25 protein-coding genes are annotated in these 26,496 nt (G+C 63.0%); 8 read left to right on the top strand and 17 right to left on the bottom strand.

The features are described 5' to 3' along the window. On the top strand, window positions 1–471 hold the full coding sequence (locus KUV51_RS20895; RefSeq protein WP_222523402.1) for a DinB family protein: 471 nt from the start codon (window positions 1–3) through the stop codon (window positions 469–471). Window positions 472–688: 217 nt separating this feature from the next. Here KUV51_RS20895 and KUV51_RS20890 read toward each other — a convergent pair whose 3' ends face one another. The 17 genes from KUV51_RS20890 to bchF form a co-directional block, all read right to left on the bottom strand. After that, window positions 689–1,237, bottom strand: coding sequence for a hypothetical protein (locus KUV51_RS20890; RefSeq protein ID WP_222523401.1), 549 nt, complete (start codon window positions 1,235–1,237; stop codon window positions 689–691). 268 nt (window positions 1,238–1,505) lie between these two features. Continuing rightward, complete coding sequence (locus tag KUV51_RS20885) at window positions 1,506–3,074, bottom strand: glucan biosynthesis protein (protein WP_222523400.1); 1,569 nt, start codon at window positions 3,072–3,074, stop codon at window positions 1,506–1,508. Between the two features lie 171 nt (window positions 3,075–3,245). Continuing rightward, on the bottom strand, window positions 3,246–3,692 hold the full coding sequence (locus KUV51_RS20880) for a c-type cytochrome (protein ID WP_222523399.1): 447 nt from the start codon (window positions 3,690–3,692) through the stop codon (window positions 3,246–3,248). Between the two features lie 113 nt (window positions 3,693–3,805). Then, the gene (gene hemA, locus KUV51_RS20875) at window positions 3,806–5,020 is read right to left on the bottom strand and encodes a 5-aminolevulinate synthase (RefSeq protein WP_222523398.1); all 1,215 of its coding nucleotides are present in this window, start codon (window positions 5,018–5,020) and stop codon (window positions 3,806–3,808) included. Continuing rightward, window positions 5,010–5,813 carry a putative photosynthetic complex assembly protein PuhE gene (gene puhE / locus KUV51_RS20870; protein WP_222523397.1) on the bottom strand — a complete coding sequence of 268 codons (804 nt, stop codon included), beginning with the start codon at window positions 5,811–5,813 and terminating at the stop codon, window positions 5,010–5,012. The genes hemA and puhE overlap by 11 nt, the downstream gene beginning before the upstream one ends. A gap of 133 nt (window positions 5,814–5,946) precedes the next feature. Further along, on the bottom strand, window positions 5,947–7,059 hold the full coding sequence (gene acsF / locus KUV51_RS20865) for a magnesium-protoporphyrin IX monomethyl ester (oxidative) cyclase (RefSeq protein WP_222523396.1): 1,113 nt from the start codon (window positions 7,057–7,059) through the stop codon (window positions 5,947–5,949). After that, window positions 7,056–7,352, bottom strand: a complete 297-nt coding sequence (locus KUV51_RS20860) for a hypothetical protein (protein ID WP_039688750.1) — start codon at window positions 7,350–7,352, stop codon at window positions 7,056–7,058. Before KUV51_RS20860 ends, acsF begins: the two co-directional genes overlap by 4 nt. Then, window positions 7,336–7,863 carry a photosynthetic complex assembly protein PuhC gene (gene puhC / locus KUV51_RS20855; RefSeq protein WP_222523395.1) on the bottom strand — a complete coding sequence of 176 codons (528 nt, stop codon included), beginning with the start codon at window positions 7,861–7,863 and terminating at the stop codon, window positions 7,336–7,338. Before puhC ends, KUV51_RS20860 begins: the two co-directional genes overlap by 17 nt. 4 nt (window positions 7,864–7,867) lie before the next feature. Further along, on the bottom strand, window positions 7,868–8,500 hold the full coding sequence (gene puhB, locus KUV51_RS20850; protein WP_222523394.1) for a photosynthetic complex putative assembly protein PuhB: 633 nt from the start codon (window positions 8,498–8,500) through the stop codon (window positions 7,868–7,870). A gap of 68 nt (window positions 8,501–8,568) precedes the next feature. Further along, entirely contained in the window at window positions 8,569–9,339 is a 771-nt protein-coding gene (gene puhA, locus KUV51_RS20845) for a photosynthetic reaction center subunit H (RefSeq protein ID WP_222523393.1), read from the bottom strand. A gap of 25 nt (window positions 9,340–9,364) precedes the next feature. Beyond that, on the bottom strand, window positions 9,365–10,789 hold the full coding sequence (locus tag KUV51_RS20840) for a PucC family protein (protein WP_222523392.1): 1,425 nt from the start codon (window positions 10,787–10,789) through the stop codon (window positions 9,365–9,367). Next, complete coding sequence (gene bchM, locus KUV51_RS20835) at window positions 10,786–11,466, bottom strand: magnesium protoporphyrin IX methyltransferase (protein ID WP_222523391.1); 681 nt, start codon at window positions 11,464–11,466, stop codon at window positions 10,786–10,788. The genes KUV51_RS20840 and bchM overlap by 4 nt, the downstream gene beginning before the upstream one ends. Continuing rightward, entirely contained in the window at window positions 11,466–12,365 is a 900-nt protein-coding gene (gene bchL, locus KUV51_RS20830) for a ferredoxin:protochlorophyllide reductase (ATP-dependent) iron-sulfur ATP-binding protein (RefSeq protein ID WP_039688759.1), read from the bottom strand. Before bchL ends, bchM begins: the two co-directional genes overlap by 1 nt. Before the next feature lie 94 nt (window positions 12,366–12,459). Then, window positions 12,460–16,017: a magnesium chelatase subunit H gene (locus KUV51_RS20825; RefSeq protein WP_222523390.1), complete on the bottom strand. Its 3,558-nt coding sequence runs from the start codon at window positions 16,015–16,017 to the stop codon at window positions 12,460–12,462. Beyond that, complete coding sequence (gene bchB / locus KUV51_RS20820) at window positions 16,007–17,560, bottom strand: ferredoxin:protochlorophyllide reductase (ATP-dependent) subunit B (protein ID WP_222523389.1); 1,554 nt, start codon at window positions 17,558–17,560, stop codon at window positions 16,007–16,009. Before bchB ends, KUV51_RS20825 begins: the two co-directional genes overlap by 11 nt. A 91-nt stretch (window positions 17,561–17,651) precedes the next feature. Continuing rightward, window positions 17,652–18,938 carry a ferredoxin:protochlorophyllide reductase (ATP-dependent) subunit N gene (locus KUV51_RS20815; RefSeq protein ID WP_222523388.1) on the bottom strand — a complete coding sequence of 429 codons (1,287 nt, stop codon included), beginning with the start codon at window positions 18,936–18,938 and terminating at the stop codon, window positions 17,652–17,654. Then, the gene (gene bchF / locus KUV51_RS20810; protein WP_222523387.1) at window positions 18,935–19,435 is read right to left on the bottom strand and encodes a 2-vinyl bacteriochlorophyllide hydratase; all 501 of its coding nucleotides are present in this window, start codon (window positions 19,433–19,435) and stop codon (window positions 18,935–18,937) included. The genes KUV51_RS20815 and bchF overlap by 4 nt, the downstream gene beginning before the upstream one ends. A 305-nt stretch (window positions 19,436–19,740) precedes the next feature. On the opposite strand from bchF, the gene KUV51_RS20805 reads away from it, so the two are divergent. From KUV51_RS20805 to KUV51_RS20775, 7 genes are read left to right on the top strand one after another with little or no spacing between them, the layout of a single operon-like run. After that, complete coding sequence (locus tag KUV51_RS20805) at window positions 19,741–20,523, top strand: cobalamin B12-binding domain-containing protein (RefSeq protein ID WP_222523386.1); 783 nt, start codon at window positions 19,741–19,743, stop codon at window positions 20,521–20,523. Further along, window positions 20,520–21,935: a transcriptional regulator PpsR gene (gene ppsR, locus KUV51_RS20800; protein ID WP_222523385.1), complete on the top strand. Its 1,416-nt coding sequence runs from the start codon at window positions 20,520–20,522 to the stop codon at window positions 21,933–21,935. The genes KUV51_RS20805 and ppsR overlap by 4 nt, the downstream gene beginning before the upstream one ends. A gap of 51 nt (window positions 21,936–21,986) precedes the next feature. Then, entirely contained in the window at window positions 21,987–22,886 is a 900-nt protein-coding gene (gene chlG / locus KUV51_RS20795; protein ID WP_222523384.1) for a chlorophyll synthase ChlG, read from the top strand. Then, window positions 22,883–24,148 (top strand): MFS transporter, encoded by a 1,266-nt coding sequence (locus tag KUV51_RS20790; protein WP_222523383.1) that lies wholly within the window; start codon window positions 22,883–22,885, stop codon window positions 24,146–24,148. Before chlG ends, KUV51_RS20790 begins: the two co-directional genes overlap by 4 nt. A 7-nt stretch (window positions 24,149–24,155) precedes the next feature. Next, window positions 24,156–25,334, top strand: coding sequence for a geranylgeranyl diphosphate reductase (locus KUV51_RS20785; protein ID WP_222523438.1), 1,179 nt, complete (start codon window positions 24,156–24,158; stop codon window positions 25,332–25,334). Next, window positions 25,331–25,873 carry an isopentenyl-diphosphate Delta-isomerase gene (gene idi / locus KUV51_RS20780; RefSeq protein WP_222523382.1) on the top strand — a complete coding sequence of 181 codons (543 nt, stop codon included), beginning with the start codon at window positions 25,331–25,333 and terminating at the stop codon, window positions 25,871–25,873. Before KUV51_RS20785 ends, idi begins: the two co-directional genes overlap by 4 nt. Beyond that, the gene (locus KUV51_RS20775; protein WP_222523381.1) at window positions 25,870–26,496 is read left to right on the top strand and encodes a LysE family translocator; all 627 of its coding nucleotides are present in this window, start codon (window positions 25,870–25,872) and stop codon (window positions 26,494–26,496) included. The genes idi and KUV51_RS20775 overlap by 4 nt, the downstream gene beginning before the upstream one ends.

Below are 26,496 nucleotides of genomic sequence, written 5' to 3'. Positions count from 1 at the left end.
ATGGCGCGGTACAATGCTTGGCAGAACGGGTCGCTTGTGGCGGCGGCGGACACGTTGAGTGATGCGGAGCGGTGGCAGGATCGGGGCGCATTTTTCGGCTCTATTGCGGCGACTTTCAATCATGTGCTGTGGGATGATGCGTTGTGGCTGGCGCGGTTTGCAGGAGATGCGCGGCCGGAGTTAAGCGTGCCTGTGTCGTTGGATGCGCCGCGCGAATGGGAGGCATTCAAGCACCTGCGCAGTGAGCGGGATGCGGAGATTTCTGCTTGGGCCGAAGGGCTGTCACAGACCGATCTTAAGGGCGTGATTTTCTGGTATCCGGGTGGCGGGGATATGCGAGTGGAGAAGCCCGCGACGGTATGCTTTGCGCATTTGTTCAATCACCAGACCCACCACCGGGGGCAGATTCATGGGATGTTGACTGCGGCGGGGGCGCGGCCTGGGCCGACGGATTTGCCTATAATGGGGTAGGGTGGTGCGGATCAAGCTGCGACTTGAGCCGTGAGCTTTGCCATCAACTCCTGCCGAAAATACGTACAGCAAAAGATGGGCTGCTCACGGTTCAGGTTTGCGCATTAGCACCTGACGCGCATGTTTCTTGCCTTTGCAGTTTTGGCGGTTCTTGGGTTGCGGGCGCGGGCTTCTCAACGGTTACAACGTTCAGTGCAGGACCGCCCTTTTGAACCACCTATTGGATAAAGATCAATCGGACGGATGCACCTGCTTGACGAAATGCGTTGTTCGCTTTTCTGGCTGCAATAAAGACGATGCGGTCGCGCGTCTGGCTTCTCCATGCCTGAATTGCACGAGGCGACAGCCCCTGACCTGCCTCGGCATTTGTGATGGCGCCGTACCGTTGCACCCACGGCTGAGCCAGTGCAAAGCCTTGCTCGGGAGTCATGCCGATAACCGAAATCAGGCAAACATGTTCTTTGCGACCGCCGCCTGCGGGCCGCTCGCCCACTTGTACGCGCACTTGACGGCTTGGGTCGTCCAGCTCTTTGCCGTTTTCGAAGCGCTCTGCGGTTTCTGAAAATCCTGCCTGTTGCAGCGCTTCGGCTGTTCCAGTCACATTTGGGAAAGTTCGGCCACAAATGTCGACCGCCTGTGCGGCAACAGAGAGGGTGGTCTGACTGATGGCGGTGTCACTAATCTTGCCTGCCGGCGGAGGCGTTACACACGCCGCAAGACCCATGGCTGCAATCGCGATGATACAAAGATTTTTTGCGCACGTCATTTCCTTTCGATTTCAACCAGATGGCCACGTTCCAGAGCGTTGGACAGTCGGGCTGCAAATTGTGATCGTTTGAACCTCAGTTCAACTCTACTTGAACGATTATCCGCCTTCTTTTTGGCCTGTGCGATGTCTACCACGCTTTTTGAACCTGTTCTGCTTCCAAGCGTGGATGGCGATCGATCTCCGGGGGGTGTTTGGCGAAATGTAGTGAGATCAGGAGAATACCAATCTGCTGTACTTGCGATCACAAACGGTGCGCGGGAGCACCTCAGGTCGGCGTGACGTCCCGCAGCCACTGGTAAAGCCAGGTTTCGGACAGCCGGTCCGCGCCGTCCGTGATGTGGGCCGTCAGTTCGATCAGTTCGGTATCACCGCCGTCGATGTCGATGAACAGCCGCCATGTGGGGTGGGCGGCGCCGTCGACCTTGTGCAGGACGGTGCTCACGATCTCGCCCGCGGAGTGGGTGATGACCGGGGTGAGGTCGGCGTCTTTGTCCATGTCTGCCAATGCGCCCCCTTCGAAGTCGATGACGAATTTGCGCAGGTTCGGGTTTTCGAGTGGTACACCCGAGGGGCCGCCGACGCCTGCGAGCGTGCCCTGGACCCATGCCAGATCGCCGGAAGGGAGAAGGGCGCCCCAGTGCATGCGCCAGGCGTAGGTGCGCGTCTCGCCCGCCTGGGGGGCGTCTTTGGGCACCCAGAAGGCGACGATGTTGTCGTCGATCTCAAGCTCTGCCGGGATTTCGACCAGACGGACCGTGCCTGGGCCCCAGTTGTTCAGGGGTTCGACCATCACCGAGGGGCGGTCGTGGTAGCGGGCGCCTGCGTCGAGATAGTCCTCGTACCGGCGATCCCGTTGGATGAGGCCGAACTGGGCCAGTTGCGGTTCGTTGAAATAGGAGCTTGAGACCCGGTGCGGGTTGTTCAGCGGGCGGAAGAGCGTGTTGCCGTCCTTGCGGATGATCTGCAGCCCTTCGCTGTCGTGGACCTGCGGGCGGAAGTCGTCGAAGTCCCGCTCGGTGTGTTCGGCGAAATAGAACATGGACGTGAGCGGGCCGAGGCCCAGTTGCGGGACGCTGTCGCGGAAGAAGAGCGTCGCCTCGACATCCATGGTGGTGTCGTCGCCGGGGGTGATCGTGATCCTGTAGGCCCCGGTGACAGAGGCGCTGTCGAGGGCGGCATAGAGTTTCATGGAGGTGTCCAGCGCCTGTGGCCGCTGGACCCAGAACTCGGAGAAGCGGGGGAACTCCTCGGGCCCCTGGAGCCATGTGTTGATGGCGAGGCCGCGGGCCGACAGGCCGTAACTGTTGCCGCGCCCAAGGGCACGGAAATAGCTGGCGCCAAGGAAGGTGACCACCTCGTCGAACTTGTCGGGACGGTTCAGCGGATGCGTGAGTTTGAGCCCTGCGATGCCCGGCAGTTCCGCATTGTCTGGGACGCGGTCACCCACATCGTTGCGGTATTCGAAATCGTCCGTGGTGAAGGTGATGGGGGAAGCGTGACCGTTCTGCACTTCGTGGATCTGTACGGGGTCCTTGAACAGCCAGCCCGGATGGAAGGGTGAGGCGTGGAAGGGCAGGGGGGTGTCCGACCAATGCGCGGCTGCGGGCCGGAAGTAGATGTTGCGGTAGTCGTCGTAGGTCAGGTCTTGCAGGAAGCTGTCGAGCGCGGGGGGTGGCGCGTCGGGCTCTTTGGAGCGGGCTTCCATCCGGGCCTTGAGCCACGCGAAGGAGAACGGCTGTCCGAGGTCCTGGGCCCATGCTGTTCGGGGCAGGGCGGCGCTGGCCAGGAGCGTGGCAAGCACGCTGCGGCGCGTTATGTGGGCAGATGGGGGCATGGCCGTCCTTGGGTGCGATGTCAGCCCCAGACATGCGGTGTCCGTGCGCCTGCGTCCAGTGCTGGCATGTCACTTTTGCGCTGGTTTGGTGTCACATATGGCTGTGCCGGAAACAAATAAGGGCCGCCGGAATGTCCGACGGCCCTGATCGCGTGTGACTGCGCGTGTGAATTAGCTGTCGCCTTCCGCCTGCAGCGAGGCGAGGTAGGCGTAGAGGTTCACGGCATCCTCTTCCTTGCGCACCTTGTAGGTCATTTTCGAGCGGCCGTTGTCGCCTGTCAGTTCGCGCAGGTAGCCGGTGGGATCCTGAACGTAGGTGACGAACACCTCTTCGGTGATGGTTGTGTCAGCCTCTGCCGCCAGCTGGTTGATGTCGGAGTAGCGGAAGTCTTCCACCTGCCCGAACTTTCCACCGACGATGCCGTAGAGGTTTGGTCCGGTTTTGGCATTGCGGCCTGCCAGGGTGTCGCCAGCCTCGTTCTGGACGACGTGGCACGAGATACACTGGCGGAACGCCTTTTCTCCTTCGGCGGCGTCACCGGAGGCGGCGTGGCCGTCAGCGAATGCGGGCACGGCCAGCGTGGCAGTTGTGGCTGCGATGGCAAATGTGCGGAACATGTAGGTCTCCTTCCTGAGTTCTCGGGACAGAACGTAGCGGGATAGCGGTCAAGTCAACAGTAACTTTGACTTGACCGGGATGTCGGCGGGAAATGCTCGGGTGTTTTCCCCTGTCACGCGACCGCGTGGGCGATAGCGCACTGTTTCCATAGGTCTTTCAGCGCCATGACCAGGTGCTCGATGTCCTCGGTCGAGTGCAGGGGCGAGGGGGTGAAGCGCAGCCGTTCGGTCCCCTTGGGCACGGTCGGGTAGTTGATGGGTTGGACGTAGATTCCGTATTGCTGCATCAGGTAATCCGACAACATGCGGCATTTGACCGGGTCCTTGATCATCACGGGGATGATGTGGCTGGGGTTGTCCATATGCGGGATCCCCTCCTGGTCCAGACGCTTGCGCAGGTAGGCGACGCGCTTGCGCTGTTCGATGCGTTCCTGGTCCGACTGTTTGAGGTGCCGGATCGAGGTGCGGGCCGCGGCCGCCACGGCCGGGGGCAGGGCGGTGGTGAAGATGAACCCGGAGGCGAAGGAGCGGATGAAGTCGCAGAGCGCTTCGGAGCCGGTGACGTAGCCGCCGACGACGCCGTAGGCTTTGCCGAGCGTCCCTTCGATCAGGGTGATGCGGTCCATCAGCCCCAACTCTTCTGCGACGCCGCCGCCGCGGGGGCCGTACATGCCGACAGCATGCACTTCGTCGATGTAGCTCATCGCGCCGTGTTTTTCGCAGACGTCGAGGATTTCGGCGATGGGGGCGATGTCGCCGTCCATGGAGTAGACCGACTCAAACGCCACGATCTTGGGCGCGTTGGCGGGCAGGGCGGCCAGCTTGCGGTCGAGATCTTCGGGGTCGTTGTGTTTCCAGATCACCTTGGAGGCGCGGCTGTGCCGGATGCCTTCGATCATGGAGGCGTGGTTCAGCTCGTCCGAGAGGATCACCGCGTCGGGGAGGCGGGAGCCGAGGGTGGAGAGCGCGGCCCAGTTGGACACGTAGCCGGAGGTGAAGAGGAGCGCGCTTTCCTTGCCGTGAAGGTCGGCCAGTTCTTCTTCCAGCAGCTTGTGGGCGTGATTTGTTCCGCTGATGTTGCGCGTGCCGCCCGCGCCTGCGCCGCATTCGTCGATGGTGTCTTTCATCGCCTTGGTCACTGACGGGTGCTGGCCCATGCCGAGGTAGTCGTTGGAGCACCACACCGTCACCTGATCGGGGGCGTCTTCGTCATGGCATTTGGCCCGTGGGAAGGCGCCTGATTGGCGCTCCAATTCGGCGAATATGCGGTAGTTCCCTTCCTCTTTCAGTGCGTCGAGTTGGGTTTGGAACAAAGCATCAAAGTCCATGATGTCCCCCTGTGGTGTTTTTGGTTGGTTTTGCCTCTGGCAGCATCCAGCGCCAGAGCCGTTCGTCGGGGATGGGAAGGACCATCACCCAGTGTTCGAGGGCCGCGAGGGCCGTGAGGGCGGTGAGCAGCGCAAAGCCTGTGACCGCGCCGGAGGTTTCGGCAGCGTAGAGCCGTTCGAGCCAGCAGGCGGCGGCGAAGGTGAGTGCTGTCACCGAGATCGGGAAGAGCCAGTTCATGCCGGCCACGCGGAAGTGGCTGGGCAGGTGGGCGAGTGCTTCGGGCAGGAAGTCCACGTGGATGCGGGGGACGCCGAAGAAGAGGTTCAGCTTGGCCGAGATGCGGGCGAAGAACAGCACCGCGAAGGTGTAGAAGGCGAAGGGGTTGTCTGCGGTCCAGAGGACGATGCCGAGGGCGATCAGGGTGCCGGTGAGCAGCATCTCGTGATAGGCGATCGTGCCCCAGGCGCGGATGAACCGTTCCCATTCGGGGCGGTGGGGCGGCAGGGCGCGGCGGTTCGGGCCGGTGATCATGCCGGTCAGGAACGCCAGTTCGATCCAGCCCCAGAGGGCAAGGGCGGACAGGAAGGCCACGTAGGTGCCGAGGATGTCGGTTTGGGTCATGGACCAGTATGTGCCATAGGCGCCGAGCACCACGAGCGGGAGGCCCACCCATGTGGTGGTGCGCCGTGCCTTTTCGCCCGCGCGGTCGGCGTATTTGACCGCCATCAGGATGGTGCCGGTGGAGAACCACCAGATGAAGAGGGCGATGAGGGCGGCAATCCAGGGGGTCATTTGATCCCCCCGGTGGCCGGAAACTGACGCAGTTTCCGTGCATTTTCCGACGCGGAAAATGGGCACTGTCCTGGGAACGGTGCTGCTGGACCGCGCGTCGCGGTCCAGACGTTTTCTGCGTCAGAAAACGGCATCAGTAGGCGGGCTCCAGACGGGTGGAGGCAGGCACCACATGCTTTTTCGCCGGGATTGTGTAGAGCGACACGAAGGCTGCCGCTGCCCGGATCTGCGCGCCGATCTTTTTCAGCCCCTTTGCCTCTGCCATGTCGACATTGGCCTTTTGCAGACGTTCCAGCCCGCGCTGCCAGCGGGGGTGGTCGATGTCGAGCGTGATCGGGAAGATCTGTTCCGACAGTTTCGAGGTTTTGGTGAACACCTCGTGCGCGTACCAGTCGGGATCGACGCCGAGGGCCTTGTGGAAGGCGGGGCGCTGGTGGTCGCGGACGTACATGGTTGCGTAGACCGCCGTCAGGAAGAACTTGATCCAGTAGACGTTGATGCCTGACGTCAGTTTGGGATCGGTTTTCATCAGAAGGGCGAAGGCTTCGCCATGGCTGAACTCGTCATTGCACCACTCTTCGAACCATTTGAAGATTGGGTGGAAGCGGTGTTCCGGGTTCGCCTGCAGGTGCCGGAAGATGGTGATGTAGCGGGCATAGCCGATCTTTTCCGACAGGTAGGTCGCGTAGTAGATGAACTTTGGTCGGAAGTAGGTGTATTTCTTCTTTTGCGTCAGGAAGCCGAGGTTCACGCGCAGACCGGCCTCGCGCAGGGCGTCGTTGATGAAGCCCGCGTGACGTGCTTCGTCCCGTGCCATGAGCTGGAAGAGTTGGGTGATGTCCTTGTTGGCACCGCGGCGCTTCATTTCCTTGTAGAGCACGCAGCCGGAGAATTCGGCGGTGCAGGAAGAGATCAGGAAGTCGATGAATTCCTTTTTCAACTCCGGCTCCATCCCGTCCCAATCGACGTGATCCCAGTCTTCGTTTTTCTTGAAATGCCCTTTGTTCGGGTCGGATTCCATCTGGTCGATGAGCTTGTCCCAGTCCTCGCGGACGGAAGAGACGTCTATGGCGTCAAGCTCGTCAAAGTCGGTGGTGTAGAAGCGCGGGGTCAGCAGGGTGTTCTGCATCGCCGTTTCGGTGGCGAACTCGGACGTGAACTTTTCGTCCTGGGCTTGGGCGATGGCCAGACCCTCTTCGACCGAAGTTGCGTCTGCCGTATGCTTTTCTGTGTTCTGGATGTTCATAGCGTCACCTCTTCGGAGAAGGAGAATTCGCAGAGTTCCATGACTTCGAAATCGCCTGTCAGGCGGGTCCAGAGCCGTTCGAGTTTCGAGGCGCGGACAATGACGGCCTCGCGGTCTTCGGTCACGATTTCACCGAAGGGGGCCATGATTTCGGGGCCCTGCACCTGCACTTCGTCACCCGGATAAACGACGGCGCCGTTGTTGAACCGCACATGCGCGTGCAGGCTTTCGAACTTGTGGCTGATTTCGACCGTGCAGGGGGCACGTTCGACGTCCTTAGTCAGTAGTCCCATGGTGGCTTCCTCCCTGGGTCTGGTTGGGGGCCGAAGTGTTGGCCCGGGGTGGCTCCAGCAACCTGGCGAAGGTGCGGAGATTGTCGGCGCCGAAGCCCATGAGCTCGGCTGACCAATTGGTTTCGGGGTCGTAGATCGACAGGCGGTTGCCCGCGCGCAGGCGCAGGATCACGGGCGCTGTCGCGTCTATGCGCGCCTTGGCCCGTTCGCGGGCGATCACCCGTTCGATGCCGGCGACAAAGCCGCCCTTGTCCGATGGGAAGTCGGCGAGGATCGCGCCGTTAAGGTCCATCACGCGGGCCGCGCCCGAGGCGTCGCCTGAGAGGTAAATGGCTCGTTCGGCGATGACTTCGGTTTGTGCCGGTGTGCTTTCCAGCGGGCGGTCCGTGAGTGTGGCGATGGTCACGAGCGACAGGACGATCAGGAGCAGGGCGAGGACCGCGCGGATCAGGACGCGGGGGACAAGCTCGTCTTCCTTGGCGTGGATGCGGGGGCTGTGTGCGTCGGACATCTGCTTACTCCGCCGCCACAGGGTCGGTTGTGGGCATCCGTGTGACCTCGGGCATGTTGATCCGCGCCTCTGCCGCGTCTGCGAGGATTTGGGCCACATGTTCAGCATCCGGGATGCAGCGCAGCGCCGGTTGCGTCTTGCCGAAGGTCCAGGGACGGGCATGGGGCCAGAGCACGAGGTAGCTGATTTTCGTGGCACCGGTCGTGTCGAGCGCGATGGTGCCGGTGCCGTTCTTGCGCAGGTCGAGGGCTGCGTTGCCAAGCTCCTTGTAGGGCAGGTTGATCGTCATCGTCAGCGCTGCGCCGATCCGCATGGCGATACGCGATGTGGTGATCGTGTAGACCGTGGCGCGTGCCTGGATCAGCGCGATGCCGTAGAGCAGGGCGCAGACCACCGCGCCCAGGATGAAATAGGGAAGGGTGGCGCCGATCGCTTGCCCGATCGGCATCAGGTCCACCACCGAGATGAACCGCCACGCGGCCAGGACCGCGAAATACCCGATGACCCAGTTGATGTTCAGCGCCTCGCGCGCCAGCGCGCGGGTGTCTGGCCTGCCTTGCCACAGGATCTGTTCGCCCTCGGGCGGGGCTTCGGGGAGCCCTTTGACCGGCTCGACTGCGAAATCATCATGGGACATGGCGCACGTTCCCTTTCTTTCGGTTTCGGGTCATGCGGGGCGCACGGCGTGGCGCGCCCCGCGGTTCATCAGAGTTTCGGCTCTTGCCGTTTGCTGTCGGCGTAGAGGATGCCGCCGCCGTAGTAGCCGCTGATCTTCTCTTCCTCGAGCATGGTCACCTGGGTGGGGCTGGCGTGCTGCGGCACGGTGGCGAAGTGCTTGCCATAGAGCGTGCGTACCACCACGCGGTCGGATTTGATCCGCGCGAGCGTGAGCGGCACCAGACGGTTGCCTGTGCCCCATTTGGCGTCCAGCGTGTATTCGAGGTAGCGGACCAGCTGTTCCGGCTCGTCGATCCACATGTCGACGACCTTGCCCACAACCTCGCCGTCACCGGACATCAGTGGCAGGCCGCGCGGGTCGCGGCCCGTGGCGAAGCGGAAGCTGTCATTGGCCGACATCGGGATGATCTTGGGGTGGCCGTGGCCGTCCAGTTCCGGGACGTCGCGGCGAGGTGCCCAGGAGGCGGGGCCAACGCCGTCGAGCATGGGATCGCCCGTAGGTTCCAGCGGGTAGCCGTTGCCGGGGCCAGTGCGCTTCATCGGGATGTCCTCGCGCTCGGGCGGCTGGCCCGATGGCACGGTGACCGACCCGCGCCCGTGGGGCAGTTCGAACGTCTTGTCCTCGGGCAGGGGGAACAGGCTGGGGTTCGAGGATTTGTTCCCCTCGTCATCTTCCAGCGGGTAACCCTCGCGCATGTTTTCGCGCTGGATCCAGACCACGAGGGCGAAGAAGAAGAAGTAGAACAACCAGAGCGACAGGGACGCGAGGTCGAATTCGCCAAAGAATGTTGAGGTCATGACAGATGTCCTTTCCTGGAGAAGGTCATGTGGGGAAATCCGCGAGGCCCAGAGGCCGTGCGTCCTTCCGTTCGGTGAGGGGACCCGAAGTGCGCACAAGCGGTCCCAGGATGGCGAGAGTGACGAACAGGAGGCCAATCTCGAGATGGTAGACGAAGGAGTATCCGGTGGCGGGTGTGGCGAGGCCTTCGCCCCATGCGCCGGACATGGCGATGGCGCCGACCCAATCGCGCAGCGTGCCGCCGAGGGCGATGGCGACGCCCGCTGCCGTGGCTTGGGCCGCGCCCCAGGCGCCGAGGGCGAGGCCGCGACCGGCGACCCCTTGGGCGGGCATGGCCATTGCGGCTGTGAGGGTTGAGACGGCAAAGAGCCCGCCGCCGAAGCCGATTAGGGTGGCGCCTGCGTAGAACAGGATGTTGGCCTGCATGGGTGCCGCGAAGATCACCAGCGAGAAGGCCCAGATGCCGGCGAGGATGCCGCCGCCTGCGAGGCGGTAGGAATTGGAGCCCTTGGCGAGGCGTCGGCCCGCCCAGATGAACCCGGCAAGCGCCCCTGCAGCCCAAAGGGCGGTGAGGATCGTGGTGGCCGAGACCGAGAGGCCGAGGATTTCGCCGCCATAGGGTTCCAGCAGCACGTCCTGCATGTTGAAGGCCATGGTGCCGACGAAGACACAAGCGAGGAGCCGCCCGGCCTTGCCCCCGCGGGCGTAGTCGTTCCAGGCGTCGCGGAAGAGCGGGCGGGGCGCCTCGCGCTCTTCGCGGCTCATGGGCGTGACGCTTTCCTGTTTCCAGAGCGCAATGAAGGTGAGGATGGCGCCGACAACGGCGGAGCCCTGGACCACGCGGATCAGCGTCAAGCTGCTGTAATTGCTGAGCAATCCGCCGATGATGAGGGCCGAAATACCCATGCCGACGAGGAACATGACGTAGAGCATTGCCACCACGCGGGGGCGTGTTTCGTCCGTCGCCCGGTCGCTGGCGAGGGCGAGGCCTGCGGTCTGAGTCATGTGGATGCCGAGGCCGGTCATCAGGAAGGCGAGACCGGCGAGGACTTCGCCCGCGAAGGGGATGTCGTGGACCGTGTCGCCCGACAGGACCAGCAGGGCGAAGGGCATGATGGCGAGGCCGCCGAACTGCCAGAGCGCGCCAAACCAGATGTAGGGGATGCGCTTCCACCCGATGGCGGAGCGGTAGGTGTCGGAGCGGAAGCCCAGAAGCGCGCGGAAGGGGGCGGAGAGCACCGGCAGCGCGATCATGATCGCGACGATCATGGCCGGGACCGACAGTTCCACGATCATCACGCGGTTGAGCGTGCCGAGCAGCATGACCGTGGCCATGCCGACCGAGACCTGGAAGAGCGACAGGCGCAGAAGCTGGCCCATGGGCAAGTCTTCGGACGCTGCATCGGCGAAGGGCAGCGCCTTCAGCGAGAGATGCTTGAGTGCGCTCATGGGCGCAGCTCCAGAGCTTCGGAGATGTAGAAACCGCTGGTGATCCTGTCCACCGGGCGCAGGAGGCGGCGGGTGCCTGCGGCCGTGGCCGCGAGTGCCAGCTTGGGATGCGCGTGCGGGATCATGACCGGCGAGCGGTCGGAACGGGGGAACGCCTTGCCCGCGTACCACATGGCCATGAGGGCAGGGGTGCGGGGGGCCACGGTGAAGACGATGGGGCCGCCGACGCGAGGTTCGAGTTTGGCCAGCGCGTCGCCGATGTCGGGTGCGGTGTAGTAGATCAGGCTGTCCATCGCGATCACGGCGTCAAAGGTGCCCAGTTTCGGGTCCAGCATGTCGCCCGCGTGGAAGGTCACCTGCTTTTGCAGGTCATGCGGCAAGCGCAGTTGGGCGATGTCGATGAGTTGCGGCGAGATGTCGGCGGCCACGACGGTGGCGCCGCGCTTGGCGAGTTCGATCGTCGCCATGCCTGGCCCGCAACCTGCATCAAGGATACGCGCGCCGCGCAGGTCATCCGGCAGGCGGCTCAGCATCAGGTCGCGCATCCGATCCCGCCCCGCACGCACGGTTTCCCGAATGCGCGACACGGGCACGTCTGAGGTCAGACGCTCCCATGTCTTGGTCGCCGTGCGGTCGAAATAGTCTTCGACGCGGGCGCGGGTGGAGCCGTAGTCCATCAATCGAATCCCAGCAGTTCAAAGATATCGCGGTCTTCCATGGGGGCGGGGGCCAGCCCCTCGGTCCCGTTCCAGAGGGTTTCGGCAAGGCGGATGTATTCGGCGCGGCAGCGCACGATGTCTTCCTCGTCGTCCATCTCGAACAGGGTCTTTTTCTTGAGGCGCGACCGGCGGATGGCGTCCACGTCGGGCATGTGCGCGATGCGGTTGAAGCCGACGGTTTTGCAGTAGCGGTCGACCTCGTCCGTCTCGCGCGAGCGGTTGGCGACGCAGCCCGCGAGCCGCACCTTGTAGTTGTTCGACTTGGCCTGCACCGCGGCGATGATGCGGTTCATGGCGTAGATGCTGTCGAAGTCGTTGGCCGTGACGATCAGGGCGCGGTCAGCGTGTTGCAGCGGCGCGGCAAAGCCGCCGCAGACCACGTCGCCGAGCACGTCAAAGATCACCACGTCGGTTTCTTCGAGCAGGTGGTGCTGCTTGAGCAGCTTCACGGTCTGGCCGACCACGTAACCGCCGCAGCCGGTGCCCGCGGGTGGACCGCCCGCCTCGACACACATCACGCCATTGAAGCCGGTTGTGACGAAGTCCTCGGGCCGCAGTTCCTCGGGGTGGAAATCGACCTCCTTCAGGATGTCGATCACCGTGGGTTGCAGGTGCCCGGTCAGCGTAAAGGTGCTGTCATGTTTCGGGTCGCACCCGATCTGCAACACGCGCTTGCCCAGTTTGGAAAAGGCCGCCGACAGGTTCGATGAGGTGGTCGATTTGCCGATCCCGCCCTTGCCGTAGACGGAAAACACCTTGGCCCCTTCGATCTTGGCGTCGGCGTCCTGATGCACTTGAACCGATCCTTCGCCGTCTTGCCCGCGCAGGATGGGTGGATTTCTGTCCAGTGGGCTCATGCGCCCCTCCTTTCGAACGGGGAAAGATCCCCTGCTTCATCTTGCAAAGAAAACTCCCGCCGGAGGCTCCTGTCGTATGTGTTTGCGGAACGGATCATTCGGCTGCGATCCCTTCGAGCTTGTCCTCAAGCGCATCGGCCGCGTCCTGGAGTGCGGCCAGCGTGTCTGCGTCCGGCGCCCAGTAGTCGCGGTCCGATGCTTCCAGCAGGCGGTTTGCCATGCGGCTCGAAGCCGTTGGGTTGAGGTCCGCGATGCGTTTGCGCATCTCTTCGTCCAGCACGAAGGTTTCCGAGATCCTCTGGTAGACCCAGTCGTCCACCTGCCCGGTCGTGGCGGACCAGCCGAGTGTGTTGGTCACGGTCGCCTCGATCTGTCGCACGCCCTCGGCACCGTGCTTGAGCAACCCTTCGAAGAACTTGGGGTTCAGCGCGCGGCTGCGGGTTTCGAGCGCCACCTGGTCTTTGAGCGTGCGCACCTTGGCGTTGCCGCGCGTTTGGTCGCCGATATAGACCGACGCTTCGGATCCCCGTGCGCGTTTCACTGCGCGGGCGATGCCGCCGAGCGTGTCGAAGTAGTGGTCGACGGTGGTCACGCCGAGTTCGACGGATTCGAGGTTCTGGTAGGCCACCTCGACATCCGCCAGCGCCTTTTGCAGCAGCGCAGGGTTGGCAGCGGACTTGCCATCGACGCCATAGGCAAAGCTTTTGCGTGTCTCGTAGGCGTCGGCCAGCTCATCCTCGTCTCCGAAGGCAGAGCTGTCTACGAGTTGGTTCACGTTCGAGCCATAGGCCCCTTCGGCGTTCGAGAACACGCGCAGGGCGGCGGTGGCGAGGTCGACGCCTTGGGCGTCCGCATAGGCCAGCGCGTGGGCGCGGATGTAGTTCTGGTCCAGCGGTTCGTCCGCTTCGGCGCATTTGAGCGCGGCCTCTGCCAGCATGCGGGTTTGCAGGGGCAGGAGGTCGCGGAAGATGCCTGAGAGTGTCATCACCACGTCGATGCGTGGGCGGCCCAGGTCGGAGAGTGGGATCAAGTCGGCCCCGGCGAGGCGGCCAAAGCTGTCAAAGCGCGGGGTGCAGCCCATGAGGGCGAGCGCCTGCGCGATGGGCACGCCGTCGGATTTGATGTTGTCCGAACCCCAGAGGACCAGTGCCACCGAGCGGGGCAGGGTGGGGTGCGTGTCGAGCAGCAGTTGCGCCTGTTTCATCCCGTCGCGGCAGGCAAAGGCCGTTGGCATGCGGAAGGGGTCGAAGGCGTGGATGTTGCGGCCCGTGGGCAGGATTTCGGCCGACCGGATCAGGTCGCCGCCAGGGACGGGTCGGATGTAGCGCGCGTCGAGCGCTGTCATCAGGGCGGCGAGCTCGGTTTCATTGCGCAGCAACTCTTCCACGCGGGCCCGCGTGTCATCGTCTGCGTGGGGCATGAGGTTCAGGTACTCTTCGCGCGCTGCATCGCTGAGCGGTTGGCCGACGATGTGCAAGCCATCGGGGATCAGGGCGTCTTCGGTTTCCAGCAGCTTCAGCCAGAGTGCGTCGGGGGGTGTGCCGCACATGTCCACGGCGTCGGCTTGTTCGGCGATCAGCTCTTCGAGGTCGGCCCGCGCGTCATCGGCGTTGTCCATCTCGCGCCAGCGGGTGAGGGAGTCTTTCAGCTCCGCCAGCCCTTTGTAGAGACCGGATTGCGCCAGGGGCGGCGTCAGGTGCGTCACCGTCACGGCGTTCGAGCGACGCTTGGCCAGTGACGCCTCAGACGGGTTGTTGGCGGCGTAGAGGTAGATGTTGGGCATCTCGCCGATCAGCCGGTCAGGCCAATCGCGCGCGCCAAGGCCCGCTTGCTTGCCCGGCATGAATTCGAGCGCGCCGTGCATGCCGAAATGGATCACCGCGTCGGCCTGATAGGTGTTGCGCAGCCAGAGGTAGAAGGTGGTGAAGGCGTGGGTCGGTGCGAAGCCTTTTTCGAAGAGCAGCCGCATCGGGTCGCCTTCGTAGCCGAAGGCTGGCTGGACGCCGATAAACACGTTCCCCATTTCCTTGCCCAGCACAAACACACCGCGCCCATCGGACTGGATGCGCCCGGGGGCGGGGCCCCAGACCGCTTCAATGGCGTGAAGCGGGGGCGTGTTGCGCACGATGGTGTCGGCGTCCACGTGGGCGGCGACGTTGGCTTCCTGCCCGTACTGGGCGGCGTTGCCTTGCAGGACTTGGGCGCGCAGGGCGTCGACGCTGTCGGGCAGGTCGACTTGGTAGCCACGTGCCTGCATGGCTTTCAACGTATTGAAAAGGCTTTCGAAAACGGAGAGATAAGCGGCTGTGCCGACGGCGCCGGCATTGGGTGGGAAGCCGAAAAGGACGATGGCGACCTTCTTCTCGGCGTTCTCTTTCCGGCGCAGACGGCCCAGGCGCAGCGCTTTCTCGGCCAGGCTGTCGATGCGTTCCTGGCAGGGGACCATGGCTTTGGGTTCACCTGCCGCGCAGGTGTGGGCGCAGCCGTCGCAACCTTCGGGTCCAAGCCGTCCGCCGAAGACGGTGGGGCAGGTGGCGCCGTCAAGCTCCGGCAGTGCCACGAGCATAGTCGTCTCAATGGGGCCGAGGCCGCCGGTGCTGCCTGCCCACTGGCCCAGCGTCTGGAATTCGAGTGCGTGGGCGGCGAGGTAGGGCACGTCGAGGTCGGCCAGCACGTTGATCGCTGCCTCGTTATCGTTATAGGCGGGGCCGCCGACGAGGCTGAAGCCGGTCAGGGAGACCAGCGCATCGACCTGATCCTTGAAGTAAGCGTCGATGGCAGGGCGGGCGTCGAGGCCGCCGGAAAAGGCGGGCAGGACGCGCATGCCGCGGGCTTCGAACGCGCGGATTACGCCGTCATAGTGAGCGGTATCGCCGGCCAGCACGTAGGAGCGCAACATCACGATGCCGACCGTCATTTCCGCGCCTTGTGGGCCGGGCATGTCGGCAGCATCCGTTGTGATGCGGCCCTTGAGGTCAGGGTGGTAGAGGCCGACATCGGGGTAGTCGATGGGCAAGGCGGCTTCGGGCCGCACGCTCCAATCGGCGGAGGTGGCGTAGCGGTTCAGCAGGAACTGGATCATGGCCCGGACATTGTCGTCCGAGCCGCCCAGCCAGTACTGCATGACGAGGAACCAGGCGCGCAGGTCCTGCGCCTTGCCCGGGATGAACTTCAGGATCTTGGGCAGGCGGCGCAGCATCGCCATCTTCTTGGCCCCATCCTCGGTCGAGGGTTTGGAGGAGCCTCGCAGGCGCTTCATCAGCTTGCCCATGGTCGAGGGCGGGGCCTGCATGTCGAGTGTGCCCATGCGGGTCAGCTTGACCACCTCGGCATCGGCCACGACGCCGATCATGGCGTCGCAATCGTCGCGGCGCGCGCGCAGGGCGGGGAGGATGCGAGAGACGTGTTCTTCGAGGAAGAGAAGGTTGGCAATGATGATGTCGGCGTTCATCACCGCGTCTTCCGCCGCCTCGAAGCTGCCCGGGGTCTCACCCCATTCCGCGGCGGCGTGGATCTGCAGATCGAGGCCGGGATAGTCGACGGCCAGCGCATCCATCGCGCGCCGGGCCGGGCCAGCGGCGTGGCTGTCCAGCGTGATGATCACCACGCGATAGCCTGGCAGGCGCCCGTTTATATGCGTGTCATCGCGCATAGTGGGCCTTGGCTTCGTAGAGGGTGTCGACTGAAATCTCGGCGACACCGCGTTCGGTGGCGAATAGCTCGGTATTTCGGCGCGCCTTGCCGCGCACGAAGAACGGGATCTTCTTCAGCTCTTTCTCGGCGTCGGCCAACCAGATGACTGATCCTTCATTCATCTTGCCGGATAAACTCCGGGGGGAAGCCGCAGGCTGGGGGGCTGGCCCCCCTCCGTCCTCGGGCTTGCGCGCATGGCCGCCATGGTGCGAGGGACCGGCGGCATCGTGGAATTCGAAATCCTCGCGGAACATGTGCAGGAGGTGTTCCTCGAGCCCCATGACCAGAGGGTGGACCCAGGTGTCAAAGATGACGTTGGCGCCCTCGATCCCCATCTGGGGGGAGTAGCGCGCGGGGAAGTCCTGCACGTGGACGGGGGCGGAGATGACGGCGCAGGGAATGCCGAGGCGCTTGCCGATATGGCGCTCCATCTGGGTGCCGAGGATCATTTCGGGTTGCAGCGCTTCGATGACCCGTTCAACTTCCAGGTAGTCGTCGGTGATCGTGGCGGTCAGGCCCATTTCCTTGGCCTTGGCCCGCACGGGGCGGGCCATTTCGCGGTTGTAGCAACCCATGCCCACCACTTCGAAGCCCATCTCGTCCTGTGCGATGCGGGCGGCGGCCAGCACGTGGGTGCCGTCGCCGAAGAGGAAGACGCGTTTGCCGGTCAGGTACGTGCTGTCAACGGATTTGGAGTACCAGGGCAGGCGGAGGCGGGAGGTGTCGAGGTAGGCCTCATTGCCGCTGATCGCGGCGACTTCGGCGATGAAGTCGCGGGTGGCGCCGACGCCGATGGGCACAGTCTTGGTGTAGGGTTGGTCGAGTTCGCGTTCCATCCAGCGCGCAGCGGATTCGGCGGTTTCGGGGTACATCAGGACGTTGAAATGGGCCGCACCCATGCGCGCGATGTCTGCCGGTGAGGATGTCATGGGGGCCACGACATTGACGCTTATCCCCATGTCCGAGAGCAGCGCCGTGACTTCCTGGATGTCGTCGCGGTGGCGGAAGCCGAGGGCGGTGGGGCCGATCAGGTTGGCGGTGATCTGTTTCGTGCGCTCCATCGGTTTCGCGAGCGCCTTGACGATCTGGAAGAACGTCTCGTCCGCGCCGAAATTTTCCTTGCGCTGGTAGCTGGGCAGTTCGAGCGGGATGGTCGGCACCGGCAGGCCCATGGTTTCGGCCATGCCCCCGGGGTCATCCTGGATCAGCTCGGCGGTGCAGGAGGCACCGACGATAATGGCCTGGGGTTTGAACCGGTCGTAGGCGTCTTGTGCCGCCGTCTTGAACAGGTTGGCGGTGTCGGCGCCAAGGTCGCGGGCCTGGAAGGTGGTGTAGGTCACGGGCGGGCGGTGGTCGCGCCGTTCGATCATGGTGAACAACAGGTCGGCATAGGTGTCGCCTTGCGGCGCGTGCAGCACGTAGTGCAGGTCGCGCATGCCGGTGGCGACGCGCATGGCGCCGACATGGGGTGGGCCTTCATATGTCCAGACGGTGAGCTTCATTTCGTCACCTCGCTTTGCGAGGTGAACGGTGCGCGGAAGTCATCGGCTAAGCCGATGGCGGGCGCACACCCCTGAAATTCTGGGCGGGCCATCATGCCGTTCCCTCCAGCTTCAGCAGGTCGGCGCGGTGGATGGGGCGAGAGAAGAGGCCGGCGAGGTCGCCTGCCTGTTCGTAGAAATGGACGGGGGTGAAGACCAGTTCGATGGCCCATTTGGTGGCGAGCCCTTCGGCCTCCAGCGGGTTGGCGAGGCCGAGGCCGCAGACGGTAAGGTCGGGCTTGGCGGCCTTGGCACGGTCGAGTTGCAGGTCGACATCCTGCCCTTCGGAGATTGTGGGGCCTGCGGCGAGGAGGTCCAGATCTGGGCCGACGAGACCCTTGTGGATGAAGGGTGCGCCAACTTCGATCGCGTCCATGCCGCATTCGCGGGTGAGGAAGCGGGCCAGCGGGATTTCGAGTTGGCTGTCGGGGAAGAAGAAGATGGTCTTGCCGTTCAGCGCCTCGGCTGCCTGCGCGATGGCCTTGCGGGCACGGGCGCGGGGGGCGGCGGTGACTTTTTCGAAGAGGTCGGGGGAGACTTTGAATTCGGCGGCGATGGCGGCGAGCCATTGGGTGGTGCCCTCTTCGCCGAACGGGAAGGGGGCGGGGAGATGGCGCGCGCCGCGGCGGGTGAGCGCGTCGTGTGTGTCGCCCAGGAACGGTTGGGTGAGGGCGTAGACTGTGTTTTCGCCGATGCCGAGGTCGTCGCCTGCGCGAGGCGCGGGCAGCACCTTTATCGGGCCGATGCCCATCGCTTCAAGCAGGCCGATGGCCTGTTCTTCGACCACGTCCGGCAGCGCGCCGACCAGCAGGAGTTGTCGTTCGTCCGTTTTGGGCAGGACCGGGACCATGGAGGCGAGGCAGGCGTCTTCGCCCTGGGTGAAGGTCGTCTCGATCCCGGAGCCGGAGAAGTTGAGGACGCGGACCGACGGCGCGTGGCGCTGGGTCATGCGCTCAGCCGCTTTGGCGAGGTCCAGCTTGATTACCTCGGAGGGGCAGGAGCCGACAAGGAACAGTTGTTTGATGTCGGGGCGGCGGGCGAGGAGTTCATCCACCACCTTGTCGAGCTCGTCCTGCGCGTCGGCCAGACCGGCGAGGTCGGTTTCTTCGAGAATCGCGGTGCCGAAGCGGGGTTCGGCGAAGATCATTACGCCCGCCGCCGATTGCAGGAGGTGGGCGCAGGTGCGGCTGCCCACGACGAGGAAGAACGCATCCTGCATCTTGCGGTGCAACCAGATGATTCCTGTCAGGCCGCAGAACACCTCGCGCTGGCCGCGCTGTTTGAGAATCGGTGTTTCGCGGCAACCACCGGCGGCGGGAAGGCGGGGAAGCTCTGTCATGCCGTGGCCTCCTGCAGGGCTGTGGCCTGCAGTCGGGCGGCGCGCAGTTTGAGCACGAATTGCGCGGCGTTGATGACGTAGGTGCCGTAGGCAGCAAGGGCGAGCCACATGAGCGGAACAGGGTCCAGAGCGGCGGTGAAGAGCGCCCAGAGATAGGCGGTGTGCAGCGCGATCACGAGGAAGGAAAACACGTCTTCCCAGAAAAAGGCGGGGGCCAGAAGGTATTGGCCAAAAACGACTTTTTCCCAGATCGCACCGGTGACCATGATGATGTAGAGCACGCCTGTCTTGATCACGATCGACCATGTGGCGACGGCGTATCCTTCGCCGGTCATCAGGTAGCGAATGACCAGCGCGAGGGAGACCAGAAAGACCACGAATTGCAACGGCGCCAGCACCCCCTGAACCGGGGTCCAGATTGTCGCGTCGCGTCGCGCGCGTTCCTCGGGTGTGTAGAGCCCGAGCGGTGCGGTCTGTGGAGATGTCCGTGTGGACATGTGCCTGCGCCTCTCCCTTTTGCTGTCCATGGCCAGCGTATCGGTTGCGGGTAAAAAGTGTCAATTAGAACTTACACTATGCCTGTCAGTCAGAGGGACGTTGATTTGAATCAATCGGGCCTGTTTTCCAATAAGCATCTTGGAAAACGGAGAATTTCGGCCTGCAGGTGCGGATCGCCGCTCCTTGACTGGTCAAAAACTGTCAAATCCAGTTGACATCTTTGGTGTTCAGGCCGAAACTTCGACATCCCACGGCTCTGACGCGCCAGAACCGTTCAGTGCGTTTTCACGGATCGAGGTAATCCATGACGCAGGACGACCCATTTGGCCCGACCCGCCACCCGATTGGGCGCGCTTGCGACCAAGCGGCGTTCGCCAGTGAGGTGATTTCGATTTTGAACGACCGTCAGGTTGTTGGCGCATCCGGCGCGCGCCAAGTGGCGCTGGACTATCTGGTGCGGGCAGTGATCAAGCGCGTGGATTTTGACGCGCGGCTGGTACTGGATGAGATGCGGGCGTATCGGCTGACCAATGACGCGCTGATTGACATCTATATACCCAGGACGGCGGAGCATCTGGGCGAGCTTTGGATGACGTCCGATCTGGATTTTGCCGCCGTGACGATTGGCGCGCTCCGTCTGCAAGCCCTGCTGGGTGAGGCCGCACAGTCACTGTCGCGCAACCATGCAGATATGACCAATGTTCTGAACGCTTTGGTCATCGTGCCGGAATCCGAGCAGCATTTTTTGGGCGCCAGTGTCGTTGCAGCACAGCTTCGACGTCTGGGATGCGATGTGAGCGTCAGTATCAACGAGTCGCAGCAACAGGTTGTTGATCGCGTGGGGTACGACCGTCCGGACATGGTTCTGTTTTCCTGCGCCCGGGCTGTGGGTCTTGAAACCATTCGCGGAACAGTTAAAAAGATCAGACATAATGGTGATCCGACACCCGTGCTTGCCTTGGGGGGCGCGTTTTCTGGCTTCACCGACGGTATAAAAAAACAAACAGGCGTCGATCTGGTGACGAATACGGCCAAGGATGTTGTCGGGTTTACGACAAAGCGCCAGAAGGCGTTGGGCCCTAGATGACGACAGGCGGCAGCAGTTTCTGGACAAGCGGCTCTGTTCCGCTCATTGAGCCTGAGTTTCTAAGCAGCATCATCGCGGCGGCTTCGGATATCGCGCTTGTGGTATCGGCGGAGGGTACGATCCTGTCTGTGTTGCTGAACACGCAGGATGACAGCTTTGGCAATCTCAAGCATTGGGAAGGACGCCCGGTTGTCGAGTTCCTGACCGAAGAAAGCATCGAGAAGTTCCAGGTTGCGCATGATGCCTATATGGTTGGGCAGTTGCCCAAGAAGCCGCTGGAGCTGAACCATTCCGACAATGCAGTCTGGCAGTATCCGGTTCGCTATACGTTTCATCGGTTCGGACAGGAGAATGCCGTTCTGCTGCTGGGCCGTGACCTGCGCCCGATTGCCGAGACGCAGCAACAGCTGGTTCAGGCGCAGATCGCGCTGGAGCAGGGATACGAGGCGCGGCGCGAATTCGATGCGCGCTACCGTGTGGTCATGTCGCATGTCGATGATGCCGTCGTGTTCGTCTCTGTTCAGAGCGGCAGGATCGAGGATGTGAACAAGCAGGCGGCTGCGATGTTGGGTTTGAAGCCCGACGCCTTGACCGGCGTTGCGCTGGCCAGCCTGTTTGCGGATCGGTCCGTTGCGGAGCTGACCGAGAGCCTGATGAATGCGACCCTGTCTGACGACAGCGCACCGGTGAATGTTGTCACATCGCGCACCCGGCAGGAGATCGGGCTGTATCCCGTGCTGTTCCGGGCGTCGGGTCAGCGCGTGTTGATGTGTCGGCTGATCGGGTCCGGCGCCATGCCTGTTGCGGACGGAGCCACCAATCACGCGTCGGCGCTGTTCCGGGCGACGACCGATGCCATCGTGTTCATGGATCCGCGTGGCACGACTCTGTCAGTAAATGATGCCTTTCTGGATCTGGTGGGCGCCACGCATCTGTCGGATGTGGTGGGCCAGTCGCTGGCCGAGTATCTGGCCCGCGGTCAGATTGATCTGGGCGTTCTGCTGGAAAACGCGGCCCGCAGCGGTCAGATGCGTGTTTATGCGACCCGCCTGGTGAATGACCTTGGCGCGCGTATGCCGGTCGAGGTGTCCGCAACCGCCCTTCAGGATGCGGACAACCCTGCCGTCGCCCTGATCATCCGCGATGTCAGCCGGTTGGAGGGTGTGCGCAAGGCCGACAATGGCAGTGCCAGTGTGCCGGAGCCGGGGCGCAATGTGATGGACCTGGTCGGGTCGGCATCGCTCAAGGAGATCGTGGCCGAAACCACCGATGTGGTTGAGAAGATGTGTATCGAGACCGCCGTCAACCTGACCCGCAACAACAGGGTTGCTGCGGCCGAGATGCTGGGCCTGTCGCGGCAGTCGCTCTATGTCAAACTGCGCAAGTACGGACTGCTGAGCAAGAACGGGTAGCGACACTGCGCCACCCTTGCGCCGACTCAAAGTGTCAGCCATAGTTGACACATGGATGTCAGCCCTTCTTTACCTGCGCGCCGATTTCCCGAGCCTGCCGCCGCTCTGCGCCTGATCAAACCGATCACGTGGTTTCCGCCGATGTGGGCCTATGTCTGCGGTGTGATTTCGTCCGGCGCGTCGCCTGCGGGGCAGTGGCATCTGGTGCTTTTGGGTGTTCTGCTGGCCGGTCCCATTGTCTGCGGGATGAGCCAGGCCGCCAACGATTGGTGCGACCGGCATGTGGACGCCATCAACGAGCCTGATCGCCCGATCCCGTCGGGCCGTATTCCGGGTCGATGGGGATTGTGGATAGCGCTGGCGATGTCCGCCCTGTCCTTGTTCGTCGGCTGGCAGCTTGGCCCTTGGGGCTTTGCCGCGACGATTGCGGGTGTGCTGGCCGCCTGGGCCTATTCCGCTGAACCTGTGCGCTTGAAGCGGTCAGGCTGGTGGGGTCCGGGGCTGGTTGGCCTGAGTTATGAGACGTTGCCGTGGATCACAGGCGCTGCCGTGCTGGCTGCCGGTGCGCCGCGGTGGGAGGTGCTGTTGGTGGCGCTGCTTTATGGGCTTGGTGCGCATGGCATCATGACATTGAATGATTTCAAGGCTTTGGAGGGCGACCGGAAGATGGGTGTGAACTCACTGCCAGTCACTCTTGGTCCACGTCGGGCGGCTCAGGTGGCCTGTGTCGTTATGGCGGTGCCGCAGGCTGTGGTGATCGGCTTGCTGGCGCTTTGGGATCGGCCAGCGCACGCCGCCGGAGTCGCGATTGTCCTGTTGCTGCAGTTCTGGGCTATGACGATCATGTTCCGTGATCCGAAGGCCAAGGCACCCTGGTACAACGGCACGGGCGTGCTGCTTTACGTGTCCGGCATGATGGTCGCCGCCTTTGCTCTGAGGGGGCTGGCATGACGGCGGGGTGGGGCATGTTGGTGCGCCTGTGCCTGGTGAATGCCGCCATCGGGGGCCTCGCGGCCTTGCCCGTGAACCTGTTCAACCGGTTGATGACGGTCGAGCTGGCCTTGCCCGCGTTGCTGCCCGGTTTGCTGGTGGCGTTGCACTACGGTGTGCAGTTGACGCGGCCCGTTTGGGGGCATCGGTCGGATGTGAAAGGCGGACGGACGCCGTTTATCCTCGGTGGCATTGCGCTGGTGGGTCTGGGTGTACTGGGCGCTGCTTGGGGTATTTCTATGGCCGAGACGTCCGCAAATGTTGCGATGTTCGTTTGGGTCTTATCGTACGCTGTGATTGGTTTCGGCATAGGTGCCGCTGGGACGTCGTTTCTCGCTTTGTTGGCCAATGTATCTGGTGAAAACAAAGGTGCTGTCGCTACTTTGGCGTGGTTGATGCTTATTATTGGCGCAATATCTGCGTCTGTTGGCACGGCGCGACTGATTGAACCCTATAGCGCTGAAGCACTTATGTGGGCCGTCGGATTGGTTGCTGCTGTCGCGATTTCGCTGTGTGTGATGGCCACCTATGGGGTTGAACGACACACTCGTGAGCCGGGCATTGTCGATTGCCAAGACGACATGCCATTCTTCGACGCTCTGAGGCTAACCTGGCATGATCAAGTTGCTCGGCGCTTTACCGGCTTCGTTTTCCTATCTATTTTGGCCTACTACCTGTCCGAGCTAGTGCTCGAACCCTTTGCGGGTCATGTTCATGGACTGTCACCTGCGGAAAGCACGATACTTTCCGGTGCACAGAATGGTGCCGCACTTTTGGGTATGATTGGCGCGGGTGCTTTGTCTCACTTCCGACTTGGAAGCTTGAGGTTTTGGGCGGTTGTTGGATGTGTCATTTCCGCGATCGGCTTGCTGGGTTTGGCGGCCGGATTGTCAGTGACGCCATTCACCATAGTACTTGGCCTCGGCAACGGGCTGTTTGTGGTCGGCGCTGTCGGTTCGATGATGCAGCTTGCGGCGGCGCATGCACGCTCCACCGGCGTGCGCATGGGGGTCTTTGGCGCAGCGCAGGCGATTGCCGCCGGTCTGGCCGGTTTGGTCGCCACTGGCATGCTTGATGTGACCCGTATGATCCTGCCCGATGCGGCCGCCTATGGCACGGTATTTACGATAGAGGCGGCGCTGTTCCTGTGCGCGGCCATTGTCGCTTCCCGCGTGATGCGGGCGGCCGAGACTTCTGATGCAACCCTGGTTCCGGGAGAATGATCTGATGATGTATGACGTCGTTGTAGTGGGCGGGGGGCCGTCCGGCGCCACCGCTGCCGAAGATCTGGTGCGGTCGGGCCATAACGTCGCCCTGTTGGACCGCGAGGGGCGGATCAAGCCATGTGGTGGAGCGATCCCGCCGCGGTTGATGCAGGACTTTCACATCGGTGAAGAACAGTTGCTGACCAAGGTCACGACGGCTCGCATGATCTCGCCCACTGGGCGGCGCGTCGATATTCCCATCGAGAACGGCTATGTCGGGATGGTCGACCGAAAGGACTTTGACCCGTTCCTGCGCCAGCGCGCGGTCGATGCGGGGGCTGCGTATTTCACCGGCACCTTTGTGCGGATCGAGCGGCCCGATGGGCATCCGGTGGTGATCTACCGCGACAAGGCTACGCAAGAGGAACGCGAACTGCCCTGCAAGCTGGTGATCGGGGCTGATGGCGCGAAGTCTCGCGTCGGGCAGGCCGAGGTTGAGGGCGCCGACAAGGTGCCGCTGGTCTTTGCCTATCACGAGATCATCAAGGCGCCCGAGGCCACCGATACCTACGATCCGATGCGCTGCGACGTGATCTATGACGGCGCGATCTCGCCCGATTTCTACGGCTGGGTGTTCCCGCACGGGGGTACGACGAGTGTCGGGATGGGGTCGGAGCAATCGTCGGTCAATTTGAAAGAGGCGACGGCGGCCTTGCGCGCCGCGTCCGGGCTGAGCGAGTGCGAGACGTTGCGAAAAGAGGGTGCGCCTATTCCGCTGAAGCCCATGGACCGCTGGGACAATGGCAAGGATGTCGTGCTGGCTGGCGACGCGGCGGGTGTCGTGGCGCCGTCCTCGGGTGAGGGGATTTACTATGCCATGGTCGGTGGCCGGGTGGCGGCGACCGCCTGTGCTGCGACCTTGGCGTCGGGACGGGTGAAGGACCTGAAGCTGGCCCGCAAGCTGTTCATGCGCGAGCACAAGACGGTGTTCCGCGTGCTGGCATCAATGCAGAACGCATATTACCGGAGCGACGACCGGCGCGAACGCTTTGTGTCACTATGTCACGACATCGATGTGCAGCGGCTGACCTTTGAAGCGTATATGAACAAGAAGCTGGTCAAGGCGCGGCCCATGGCGCATGTCAAGATCGGGTTGAAGAACCTGGCGCATCTGACCGGGTTGGTGAAGGCGGAACACGTATGAGTATTATGATCCCCGCCTGGGTCGACGGCGCGTTGACCCCGGTGGAAAAGCTGGAAGCGCATCAGCGTGGGCTGAAGCACAAGGCGGTGTCGGTTTTTCTGATCCGCGGCACCGAGGTGCTGATGCAGCAGCGTGCGATGAGCAAGTACCACACGCCCGGTCTGTGGGCGAACACCTGTTGCACGCATCCCGACTGGGACGAGGCGCCGTCGGTCTGTGCCGCGCGTCGTCTGAACGAAGAGCTTGGCGTCACCGGTGTACCGCTGGAGCATCGTCACCACCTGGAATACCGCGCCGATGTGGGCAATGGTCTGATCGAACATGAAGTGGTCGAAGTGTATCTGGGCCATGTGCGGGGCGACTTGTCGATCACGCCGAACCCGGATGAGGTCATGGCTTATGAATGGGTCGATTATCACGACCTGATGGCGACAGTGCGCCGACACCCGGATCGCTTTACCCCGTGGCTGCGCATCTATCTGGCTGAGCATTCCGGCACGATCTTTGGCGCTGATCTGGCGCAGGCCGCCCGGGTGTGAGCGTTGAGCTCTACCTTGTTTATCTGGCGGCTGTGGCCGTCTTCTTTGCGACGCCTCCGGATACCAGCCAGCTTCTGATCATTGCAAACGCGATGAAGCATGGGCTGCGCCACAGCCTGTGGGTCGTGGCGGGTGATCTGAGCGCGAATGTTCTGCAGATGACGGCGGCTGCCTTTGGGTTGGCGGCTGTGATTGCCACGTCGGCCACCGCGTTCAGCGTGATCAAGTGGCTTGGCGTTGCCTATCTGGTCTGGATTGGGGTTCGCATGATGCTATCGCGTGGTGGTGCGAACCGGGGGAAAGCGGATGTCGCCGGGCGCCCCGCGCGGTTGTTCCGCCTGGGGTTCGTCACGTCCATGACCAACCCGTTTGCCGTTGTGTTTTTTGCCGCGCTCTTTCCACAGTTCATCGTGGTGGACGCACCGGTATTGCCGCAACTGCTGATCCTGGGGGCCACATATCTTGCCGTGGATGGCGCCACTTTGCTGCTTTGGGGTTGGGCAGGTGACCGGGTCGCGGCACGCCTGAACGCTTCGCTTGCCACGATCAACCGGGTTTGTGGAGGCCTGATGATCGGGGCTGCTGCCCTGTTGGGCCTCAAGGACATCACGCCGCAACGTTAA

The organism is Tateyamaria omphalii, assembly GCF_019802125.1.
In the GTDB taxonomy this organism is placed as follows: Bacteria; Pseudomonadota; Alphaproteobacteria; order Rhodobacterales; family Rhodobacteraceae; genus Tateyamaria; species Tateyamaria omphalii_B.
Note: the sequence above shows the minus strand (reverse complement) of the source record. Positions and strands in the feature narration are given on the sequence as shown.

Excerpts from the sequence above, each read along its gene's own strand:
- idi (WP_222523382.1), top strand. The coding sequence starts at position 25,331 with ATGAGTATTATGATCCCCGCCTGGGTCGACGGCGCGTTGACCCCGGTG.
- KUV51_RS20840 (WP_222523392.1), bottom strand. The coding sequence starts at position 10,789 with ATGAGCGCACTCAAGCATCTCTCGCTGAAGGCGCTGCCCTTCGCCGAT.
- KUV51_RS20815 (WP_222523388.1), bottom strand. The coding sequence starts at position 18,938 with ATGACAGAGCTTCCCCGCCTTCCCGCCGCCGGTGGTTGCCGCGAAACA.
- puhB (WP_222523394.1), bottom strand. The coding sequence starts at position 8,500 with ATGTCCCATGATGATTTCGCAGTCGAGCCGGTCAAAGGGCTCCCCGAA.
- bchL (WP_039688759.1), bottom strand. The coding sequence starts at position 12,365 with ATGAGCCCACTGGACAGAAATCCACCCATCCTGCGCGGGCAAGACGGC.
- puhA (WP_222523393.1), bottom strand. The coding sequence starts at position 9,339 with ATGACCTCAACATTCTTTGGCGAATTCGACCTCGCGTCCCTGTCGCTC.
- puhE (WP_222523397.1), bottom strand. The coding sequence starts at position 5,813 with ATGACCCCCTGGATTGCCGCCCTCATCGCCCTCTTCATCTGGTGGTTC.
- acsF (WP_222523396.1), bottom strand. The coding sequence starts at position 7,059 with ATGAACATCCAGAACACAGAAAAGCATACGGCAGACGCAACTTCGGTC.
- puhC (WP_222523395.1), bottom strand. The coding sequence starts at position 7,863 with ATGTCCGACGCACACAGCCCCCGCATCCACGCCAAGGAAGACGAGCTT.
- hemA (WP_222523398.1), bottom strand. The coding sequence starts at position 5,020 with ATGGACTTTGATGCTTTGTTCCAAACCCAACTCGACGCACTGAAAGAG.
- KUV51_RS20880 (WP_222523399.1), bottom strand. The coding sequence starts at position 3,692 with ATGTTCCGCACATTTGCCATCGCAGCCACAACTGCCACGCTGGCCGTG.
- KUV51_RS20790 (WP_222523383.1), top strand. The coding sequence starts at position 22,883 with ATGACGGCGGGGTGGGGCATGTTGGTGCGCCTGTGCCTGGTGAATGCC.
- chlG (WP_222523384.1), top strand. The coding sequence starts at position 21,987 with ATGGATGTCAGCCCTTCTTTACCTGCGCGCCGATTTCCCGAGCCTGCC.
- KUV51_RS20885 (WP_222523400.1), bottom strand. The coding sequence starts at position 3,074 with ATGCCCCCATCTGCCCACATAACGCGCCGCAGCGTGCTTGCCACGCTC.
- KUV51_RS20895 (WP_222523402.1), top strand. The coding sequence starts at position 1 with ATGGCGCGGTACAATGCTTGGCAGAACGGGTCGCTTGTGGCGGCGGCG.
- KUV51_RS20785 (WP_222523438.1), top strand. The coding sequence starts at position 24,156 with ATGTATGACGTCGTTGTAGTGGGCGGGGGGCCGTCCGGCGCCACCGCT.
- KUV51_RS20890 (WP_222523401.1), bottom strand. The coding sequence starts at position 1,237 with ATGACGTGCGCAAAAAATCTTTGTATCATCGCGATTGCAGCCATGGGT.
- bchM (WP_222523391.1), bottom strand. The coding sequence starts at position 11,466 with ATGGACTACGGCTCCACCCGCGCCCGCGTCGAAGACTATTTCGACCGC.
- ppsR (WP_222523385.1), top strand. The coding sequence starts at position 20,520 with ATGACGACAGGCGGCAGCAGTTTCTGGACAAGCGGCTCTGTTCCGCTC.
- KUV51_RS20805 (WP_222523386.1), top strand. The coding sequence starts at position 19,741 with ATGACGCAGGACGACCCATTTGGCCCGACCCGCCACCCGATTGGGCGC.
- bchB (WP_222523389.1), bottom strand. The coding sequence starts at position 17,560 with ATGAAGCTCACCGTCTGGACATATGAAGGCCCACCCCATGTCGGCGCC.
- KUV51_RS20825 (WP_222523390.1), bottom strand. The coding sequence starts at position 16,017 with ATGCGCGATGACACGCATATAAACGGGCGCCTGCCAGGCTATCGCGTG.
- KUV51_RS20860 (WP_039688750.1), bottom strand. The coding sequence starts at position 7,352 with ATGGGACTACTGACTAAGGACGTCGAACGTGCCCCCTGCACGGTCGAA.
- bchF (WP_222523387.1), bottom strand. The coding sequence starts at position 19,435 with ATGTCCACACGGACATCTCCACAGACCGCACCGCTCGGGCTCTACACA.